We start from the raw sequence: 223 nt of genomic DNA on the forward strand, positions 1-223 counted from the left end.
GATTTAGCAGTAGAACTAAATGCAGACGGTGTGCATATTGGTCAGGATGATGAAACGGCACATTCTGTCAGAGAAAAAATCGGTGATAAAATTCTTGGTGTGTCTGCACACAGTCTCGCGGAAGTAGAGGCAGCAATATTAGCAGGTGCTGATTATATAGGGATTGGCCCCATTTACCCAACGAATACAAAAAAAGATGCAACAGAAGTGCGTGGTACAATAT

Annotated in this window: 1 protein-coding gene; it reads left to right on the forward strand. The window is 42.2% G+C overall.

The features are described 5' to 3' along the window. Positions 1-223, forward strand: a 223-nt coding sequence (locus EOC06_RS39620; protein ID WP_206631504.1) for a thiamine phosphate synthase, incomplete at both ends; no start/stop codon positions are given.

The sequence above is a fragment of the Mesorhizobium sp. M7A.F.Ca.MR.362.00.0.0 genome, from assembly GCF_004023175.1.
Lineage (GTDB): Bacteria > Pseudomonadota > Alphaproteobacteria > Rhizobiales > Rhizobiaceae > Mesorhizobium.